We start from the raw sequence: 7,982 nt of genomic DNA, 5'->3' as shown, positions 1-7,982 counted from the left end.
CCAACGCAGGGCAAGCCTGCTCGCCACCACAAGCGCGCTCGCCAGAGGTTCTTGGTCAGTCGGGGTTACTGATCGTCAAAATACCGCTCATGCCAATCCACCAGCGGCTGGGGCGAATTGAGCTTCTGCCCGTAGATCACCGAATAGGACAGCACGTTCTGCACGTACTGGCGGGTTTCGTCGAACGGGATGCTTTCCACCCACACGTCAAAACTCAGGTGATCAGCACCGCGCAGCCATTGGCGCACACGGCCGGGGCCGGCGTTGTAGGCGGCGGAGGCGAGCACGCGGTTGCCGTTGAACTGGCTGTGCACCTGGCTCAGGTAGGCGGCGCCGAGCTGGATGTTTTTGTCCGGGTCCAGCACCTGGGCCGGTGAGGCCAGCGGAATGCTGAACTTGCGCGCGGTTTCCTTGGCGGTGCCGGGCATCAACTGCATCAGGCCGCTGGCGCCGACGCCGGAACGTGCATCGTCCATAAAGGCGCTTTCCTGGCGGGTGATGGCGAACACCCAGCTGGAGTGCAGCCCACGTACCTTGGCTTCGCGCACCAGGGTGTCACGGTGGGCCATCGGGAAGCGGATATCCAGGTCATCCCAGTACTGCGCCTGGCTGATGGTGCGGATCGCCGGGAAGTACCACTTCATGTCATAGGCCAGCTTGGCCTGGGCGACCATTTCGTCACGGTTGAAGTGGCGGCTGACGTGGTACCACTCGCGGCGGCCATCGACGATCTGGCCGCGCGCATAAAACTCCAGCGCACGCCGTACACCCGGGGTGTTGCGGACCTTGTTGACCAGCGCCTGGCTCATCACCAGCGGCTTGTTCTTCAGCTGGTACGGCGCCTTGGAGCGATCAGCGGCGAGGAAACCGTAGAAATCACGTTCCTGCGAGAGGTTTTTGTACAGCACCAGCGGCTGCGGGTTTTTCGGCTCGGCCAGCTCAAGGCTGCGGGCCTGCCAGTAACGCCAGCGGTTGGTGGTGGCCAGGTCTTGTGGAAGCTTGCGGGTCAACTGGTAGGCATCTTCCCAGCGCGCCAGGCGCAGCAGCAGGCGCAGGCGCCATTCGGAGACGGTGTTGTCGCGCAGCTCGGGATCGTATTTGGTCATGACCTCCAGCGCGCGCGGGTCGTAGCGGCGAGCAAGGGTCAGCCCGATTTCCCGGGCGATCGACACTTTTTCGTCACGCGAGAAGTGCATGCTGCTGGCGTAACCGTCGAGCAGGGCCATGGCCTTGTCCGGGTCCTGGCGTGCCAGCCGGCGCAGGCCCAGGCCGACGGCGTCAGACATCGCCTCGTTGGCCGGCAGGAAGCGTGATGGGTCGCTGAGCATGTCGGGTTTCTGCGCCACGTCGACCATCAGGCGGCCTTGGGCGCCGAGGGTTGGCAGGGTTTTCACCAGGCTGTTGGCCAGCGGGTAATTACGCGCCTCGGCGGCCAACTTGGCGCGGTCCCAGATTTTCTGTTCGGTGAGCTGGCCATCGGCCGCCCACTGGGCGAACGTGGCATCACAAGCGGCCGGTTGGGATTTGCCGGTCAGCCAGAGTTTTTCGGTGGTCTTGTAGCCTTCGGCTTTCAGGTTGTGGGTCAGTTGGAACTGGCCATGCAGGCAGTCCAGCTCGACGAAATTGAGCTTGGCATCGTAGTACTTTTCAAAGGTCTGCCAGTCGCCACGCTCGGCCAGCCAGCGCAACCAGCGCAGCTTCATCCAGTTGGCCTGGGGCAGGTCGCCATTCTTGGCGAGGAACTGCTCGATTTCCTGGTTGCTGGCGGTCTTCAGGCGCGCGGTCAGTTCGTCGTAGGCCAGGTACGGCGTCAGCGGGTAATCGGCCAGGGCCTGGCTGTATTGCATGTAGGGGCCGGTATCGCCCTTGGCCAACGCACGTTTGGCTTCATCGTAATATTGGCGTTGGGTGGTGAGGTCCACGGCCTGGGCGGATTGAACGGCGGTGGCGGAAAGAAGCAGACAAGATAAAAAGTTGAAAAGGCGACTGCGCATGAGACGTCCGTGCAGAGAAATCACGACTAGCACCGGCACTGCCGACACTGATTGCCCCTAGCTTAGCCTTTTGCCAGCGGCCGGCGAAAGCTTTGCCGGCCGGTTGGTTCAAGTCTGTTGGAAATGTCCTTCAGAACGTGTCCATAGCGAAAATGCCGACCGCATCCCTGGCGCAAGTCAGGTAGAATGCGCGCCCAGTTTTTGGAGAAGCGTATGACCCTGCTCAAATTCAGCGATGTGTCCCTTGCTTTCGGCGCTATGCCGTTGTTGGACAAGGTGTCCTGGCAGATCGCCCGTGGTGAGCGGGTGTGCATCATCGGCCGCAACGGCACCGGCAAGTCCAGCATGATGAAGCTGGTAAAAGGCGACCAGAAGCCCGATGACGGCTCCGTGTGGCGCGCGCCAGGCCTCAAGATCGGCGAATTGCCGCAGGAATTGCCGGTGGCCGACGGACGGACAGTGTTCGACGTGGTTGCCGAAGGCCTCGACGGCGTCGGTGAGTTGCTTGCGCAATACCATCACCTGGCGCAGAACTGCGTCACCGAAGAAGACCTGGACAAGCTCATGCACGTCCAGCAGGACCTCGAAGCCCGTGACGGCTGGCGCCTGCAGCAACTGGTCGACAGCACCCTGAGCCGCCTGCAACTGCCGGCCGACAAAACCCTCGCCGAGTTGTCCGGCGGCTGGCGTCGTCGCGTGCTGCTGGCCCAGGCGCTGGTGTCCGAGCCGGACCTGCTGCTGCTCGACGAACCGACCAACCACCTGGACATCGGCGCAATCGCCTGGCTCGAAGAAGCCATCAAGGATTTCCAGGGCGCCGTGCTGTTTATCACCCACGACCGTGCGTTCCTGCAGAGCCTGGCCACGCGCATCCTCGAACTGGACCGTGGCGGCCTGATCGACTGGAATGGCGACTACGCCAGCTTCCTGGTGCACAAAGAGGCCGCGCTGTCGGCCGAAGAAACCGCCAACGCGCTGTTTGACAAGAAGCTGGCCCAGGAAGAGGTCTGGATCCGCCAGGGCATCAAGGCCCGCCGCACCCGTAACGAAGGCCGCGTACGGGCCTTGAAAGCCCTGCGTGTCGAGCGCAGCGAGCGCCGCGAGCGCACCGGCAAGGCGAATATCCAGCTGGATACCGCCGACAAGTCCGGCAAGCAAGTGATGGTGCTCGAGAACGTCAGCTTCCATCACCCGGACGGCCCGTTCCTGATCAAGGACTTCTCGATGGTCCTGCAGCGCGGCGACCGCATTGGCCTGCTCGGCGCCAACGGCACCGGCAAGACCACCTTGCTCAAGCTGATGCTCAATGGCTTGCAGCCGACCAGCGGCACCGTGGAAGAGGGCACGCGCATCGACGTGGCCTACTTCGACCAGTTGCGTCACCAGTTGGACCTGGAAAAAACCGTGATCGACAACGTGGCCGAAGGCCGCGACTTTATCGACATCGACGGCCAGAGCCGCCACGTGCTGAGCTACCTGGGCGACTTCCTGTTCAGCCCGCAGCGTGCGCGCACGCCGGTCAAGGCCTTGTCCGGTGGTGAGCGTGCGCGCCTGCTGCTGGCCAAGTTGTTCAGCAAACCGGCCAACCTGCTGGTCCTCGACGAACCGACCAACGACCTCGACGTGGAAACCCTCGAGCTGCTGGAAGAGGTCCTGCTGACCTTCAACGGCACCGTGCTGATGGTCAGCCACGACCGGGCATTCCTCGACAACGTGGTCACCAGCACCCTGGTCTTCGAAGGTGAAGGCAAGGTGCGTGAATACGTCGGTGGTTACCAGGACTGGCTGCGCCAGGGCGGTTCACCGCGCCTGCTGGGCGTGACCGAGAGCAAGTCCGGCAAAGCCGACTTGACCTCGGCGGTAGTTGCCCCGGTGGCCGCTGCTGCTGCACCGGCTGCGGAAGCCGCCCCGGCCGCCAAGAAGAAACTCAGCTACAAGCTGCAGCGTGAGCTGGAAGCCTTGCCGGGCGATATCGACGCCAAGGAACAGCAGATCGCCGCGGTAGAAGCAGACATGGCTGACGCAGGCTTCTACCTGCGCCCGGCGGCCGAAACCGCCAAGGTCATCGCTTCCCTGGAGACGTTGAACCAGGAGCTGGAAGTGCTGATGGAGCGTTGGGCTGAGCTGGATGCCTGAGTGATTGCAGTGCATTAAAAAACCCGGTGCTCATTTTCATGGGGTACCGGGTTTTTTATATGACAAGACGATCAAAAAATGTGGGAGCGTGCTTGCTCGCGAAAGCGGTACATCAGTCGCCAACTGCGTCAACTGAAAGACCGCTTTCGCGAGCGAGCCCGCTCCCACATTTGATATTCGTTGTTCTTAAGTGTTTTTTACCAGCTTCACCGCCAGCACATCACACGGTGCGCCGTGCAGTACGTCGTTGGCAGTAGAGCCCAGCAGCAGCGCCAGGCCGTGCCGGCCATGGCTGCCAACCACGATCAGGTCGCAAGCCTTTTCCTTGGCAAGATGGTGGATCTCCTGGCGCGGTTGGCCGTACGTGAGGTGGCAGTCATCTTTTTGCAGATGCGGGTATTTGAGGATCAGGCGATCCAGGCGCTCTTTGGCCTGATCAAATTGCTGTTGCTGCAATTGCGAAAGGTCCATCGGCACGTCCCCACCAAAGGCCATGGCCATCGGCTCGACGATATGCACGAGTGACAGCTTGGCGCCATTGGCGATTGCTGAAGCCTGCGCGCGCTTGATAACCGGGTCGCACTCCTCGGTCAGATCGACAGCGACCAGGATATGTTTGTAGGAATATTCGTTGGGCATGGCGCGTTCCTCCAGGGGACTGCAATAGATTCAGTATGGCTGCTTTCAAGCGGATGCGGTTGCGTCAGGTCAAATCCGCTCATCTAGAAATTCGGGAGTACACATATGACGGTCTGGATAGTGGTGTCAATCCTTGTGGTGGTTCTGAGCCCCCTGGCATGGCTGCGCCCGTCGCGCCATTCAAGTGGGCGCATGGCCCTGCGCATGGAGGCGCGCCGCATCGGCCTGGCCATGCAACTGGCGCCCCAGGAGTGGCCGCACTGGCTCAAGCAGGAGCCGCCAAGCCCTTGCGCGCAGTATTGCCGGCCACGGCGGGGCAGCGCGCCGGCGCTCTGGAGCTACTGGCAACTGGAACCGGGGGTATGGGTCAATCAGTGGCGCGAAGTGTGCGTCGATGAAAAGTTGTTGCCGCATTTTGCGACGCTGCCGGACAACGTCTACAAGGTCGAGGCCGACAAGCAAATGATCGCCTTGTACTGGGGCGAGAAGGGCGATGCGAGCGTGTTGAAGGCTATTGATACATTGCTCAAAGCCCTGGCCTGAGGCCAACCCGCAAACGCCAGGCAATAAAAAGCCCGACATTATCATCGGGCTGGAGTTGGCCAGGCAGGCCGGTCAATCTGTGGTACCCGCGTCGGATGTTCATCCAGGCGCGTTACGGTTGTGGCTAGCCTAGCGGCATATCCGATTCTGTACAGCCTTTTCCCACATCTTTTCTATTATTGATTTCATGAATATTTAATTATTGATGAAGCACGGGCTTATGGCCGGGGTTCTGAAATGACTGGAAAGTCGCGTTTTTCCTAGCCTTTCGGGCGATTGACAATTGCCCGGAATTGGATGAAGGTGGCGTACCCAAATCAAACGGGCGTATGAATTGAGCGTTTGTCTGTCAGACCGCTCATACAGAATCCCGACTATCGCATTGGCGGGTGTGCCTGGCGGATTGGCATGAGCATTGACGCAACTATCAATGTCCAACCAGAGGCCAGCGTCCAATGTGTACTGTTCAGCTTCCATATCGTGGAGATCAGTTGATGATTTACGAAGGTAAAGCCATCACGGTTAAGGCTCTTGAAAGTGGCATCGTCGAATTGAAATTCGACCTCAAGGGTGAGTCCGTCAACAAGTTCAACCGTCTAACCCTGAATGAATTGCGTCAGGCCGTAGACACCATCAAAGCAGATGCTTCGGTCAAGGGCGTGATCGTCTCCAGCGGCAAGGACGTGTTTATCGTCGGCGCTGACATCACCGAATTCGTCGACAACTTCAAGCTGCCCGATGCCGAGCTGGTGGCTGGCAACCTCGAAGCCAACAAGATTTTCAGCGATTTCGAAGACCTCAACGTGCCAACCGTTGCCGCGATCAATGGCATCGCGCTGGGCGGCGGCCTGGAAATGTGCCTGGCTGCAGACTTCCGTGTCATGTCGACCACTGCCAAAATCGGTCTGCCTGAAGTCAAGCTGGGCATCTACCCGGGCTTCGGCGGCACCGTGCGCCTGCCGCGCCTGATCGGCGCCGACAACGCGATCGAGTGGATCGCCGCCGGTAAAGAAAACCGTGCTGAAGACGCGCTGAAAGTCGGCGCTGTCGACGCTGTGGTTGCCCCGGACAAACTGGCCGAAGCTGCTCTGAACCTGATCAAAGGCGCCATCAGCGGCGAATTTGACTACAAGGCCAAGCGTCAGCCGAAGCTGGAAAAACTCAAGCTCAACGCTATCGAACAAATGATGTCGTTCGAAACCGCCAAAGGTTTCGTGGCTGGCCAGGCCGGCCCGAACTACCCGGCGCCGGTTGAAGCGATCAAGACCATCCAGAAGGCTGCGAACTTCGGTCGCGACAAAGCCCTGGAAGTGGAAGCCGCAGGTTTCGTCAAACTGGCGAAAACTTCGGCTGCCCAGAGCCTGATCGGCCTGTTCCTGAACGATCAGGAACTGAAGAAAAAGGCCAAGGCCTACGATGAAATCGCCAAAGACGTGAAACAGGCTGCCGTACTCGGCGCCGGGATCATGGGCGGCGGTATCGCCTATCAGTCGGCGTCCAAGGGCACGCCGATCCTGATGAAAGACATCAACGAGCACGGTATCGAGCAAGGCCTGGCGGAAGCCGCCAAGCTGCTGGTAAGCCGCGTTGATAAAGGTCGCATGACCGCAGCGAAAATGGCTGAAGTGCTTAACGGTATTCGTCCTACGCTGTCCTACGGCGATTTCGGCCACGTCGACCTGGTGGTCGAAGCGGTTGTCGAGAACCCGAAGGTCAAGCAAGCCGTACTGGCCGAAGTCGAAGCCCAGGTCAAAGACGACACCATCCTGGCCTCGAACACCTCGACCATTTCCATCAGCTTGCTGGCCAAGGCGCTCAAGCGCCCGGAAAACTTCGTCGGCATGCACTTCTTCAACCCGGTGCACATGATGCCGCTGGTGGAAGTGATCCGTGGCGAGAAGTCCAGCGAACTGGCCGTGGCCACTACCGTTGCCTACGCCAAGAAAATGGGCAAGAACCCGATCGTGGTCAACGATTGCCCGGGCTTCCTGGTCAACCGTGTACTGTTCCCGTACTTCGGCGGTTTCGCCAAGCTGGTCAGCGCCGGTGTGGACTTCGTGCGCATCGACAAGGTCATGGAAAAATTCGGCTGGCCAATGGGCCCGGCATACCTGATGGACGTGGTCGGCATCGACACCGGCCACCACGGCCGCGACGTCATGGCTGAAGGCTTCCCGGACCGCATGAAAGACGAGCGCCGCTCGGCGATCGACGCGCTCTACGAGGCCAAGCGCCTGGGCCAGAAGAACGGCAAGGGCTTCTATGCCTACGAGGCCGACAAGAAGGGCAAGCAGAAGAAAGTCGCCGACCCTTCGGTGCACGAAGTGCTCGCGCCGGTCATCTACGAGCAGCGTGAGGTGTCGGACGAAGACATCATCAACTGGATGATGATCGCCCTGTGCCTGGAAACCGTGCGTTGCCTGGAAGACGGCATCGTCGAAACCGCCGCTGAAGCCGATATGGGCCTGGTGTACGGTATTGGTTTCCCTCCATTCCGTGGTGGTGCGCTGCGTTACATCGATTCGATCGGTGTGGCCGAGTTCGTTGCCCTGGCTGACAAATACGCTGATCTGGGCCCGCTGTACCACCCGACCGCGAAGCTGCGTGAGATGGCCAAAAACGGCCAGAGCTTCTTCGGTTAAGCGCCCAGACGACTAGAGCGAGAATATT

The 7,982-nt window shown here is 60.3% G+C and carries 5 protein-coding genes; 3 read left to right on the top strand and 2 right to left on the bottom strand.

All coding sequences use genetic code 11. The annotated features are described in order from the left end of the window. Positions 1 to 65: 65 nt before the first annotated feature. Entirely contained in the window at positions 66 to 1,994 is a 1,929-nt protein-coding gene (locus WBR57_RS16695; protein WP_424084774.1) for a transglycosylase SLT domain-containing protein, read from the bottom strand. A gap of 213 nt (positions 1,995 to 2,207) precedes the next feature. Here WBR57_RS16695 and WBR57_RS16690 point away from each other — a divergent pair, with 213 nt between their 5' ends. After that, complete coding sequence (locus WBR57_RS16690; protein WP_424084773.1) at positions 2,208 to 4,130, top strand: ATP-binding cassette domain-containing protein; 1,923 nt, start codon at positions 2,208 to 2,210, stop codon at positions 4,128 to 4,130. A 186-nt stretch (positions 4,131 to 4,316) separates the two neighbouring features. On the opposite strand, the gene WBR57_RS16685 is transcribed toward WBR57_RS16690, so the two are convergent. Beyond that, the gene (locus WBR57_RS16685) at positions 4,317 to 4,769 is read right to left on the bottom strand and encodes a universal stress protein (protein ID WP_424084772.1); all 453 of its coding nucleotides are present in this window, start codon (positions 4,767 to 4,769) and stop codon (positions 4,317 to 4,319) included. A 105-nt stretch (positions 4,770 to 4,874) separates the two neighbouring features. On the opposite strand from WBR57_RS16685, the gene WBR57_RS16680 reads away from it, so the two are divergent. Further along, positions 4,875 to 5,312, top strand: coding sequence for a hypothetical protein (locus tag WBR57_RS16680; protein WP_424084771.1), 438 nt, complete (start codon positions 4,875 to 4,877; stop codon positions 5,310 to 5,312). A gap of 494 nt (positions 5,313 to 5,806) precedes the next feature. Continuing rightward, a complete protein-coding gene (gene fadB / locus WBR57_RS16675; protein ID WP_424084770.1) occupies positions 5,807 to 7,954 on the top strand; it encodes a fatty acid oxidation complex subunit alpha FadB in 2,148 nt (715 codons plus the stop codon). The last annotated feature ends 28 nt before the right edge of the window (positions 7,955 to 7,982 follow it).

Source organism: Pseudomonas sp., from assembly GCF_049590575.1.
Classification (GTDB): domain Bacteria; phylum Pseudomonadota; class Gammaproteobacteria; order Pseudomonadales; family Pseudomonadaceae; genus Aquipseudomonas.
The sequence above is the reverse complement of the archived record's forward strand: the minus strand, read 5'-3'. Positions and strand labels throughout refer to the sequence as shown.

What these genes read in the sequence shown, in the direction of transcription:
- WBR57_RS16690 (WP_424084773.1), top strand. Translation starts at nt 2,208, where the DNA reads ATGACCCTGCTCAAATTCAGCGATGTGTCCCTTGCTTTCGGCGCTATG.
- WBR57_RS16680 (WP_424084771.1), top strand. Translation starts at nt 4,875, where the DNA reads ATGACGGTCTGGATAGTGGTGTCAATCCTTGTGGTGGTTCTGAGCCCC.
- WBR57_RS16685 (WP_424084772.1), bottom strand. Translation starts at nt 4,769, where the DNA reads ATGCCCAACGAATATTCCTACAAACATATCCTGGTCGCTGTCGATCTG.
- fadB (WP_424084770.1), top strand. Translation starts at nt 5,807, where the DNA reads ATGATTTACGAAGGTAAAGCCATCACGGTTAAGGCTCTTGAAAGTGGC.
- WBR57_RS16695 (WP_424084774.1), bottom strand. Translation starts at nt 1,994, where the DNA reads ATGCGCAGTCGCCTTTTCAACTTTTTATCTTGTCTGCTTCTTTCCGCC.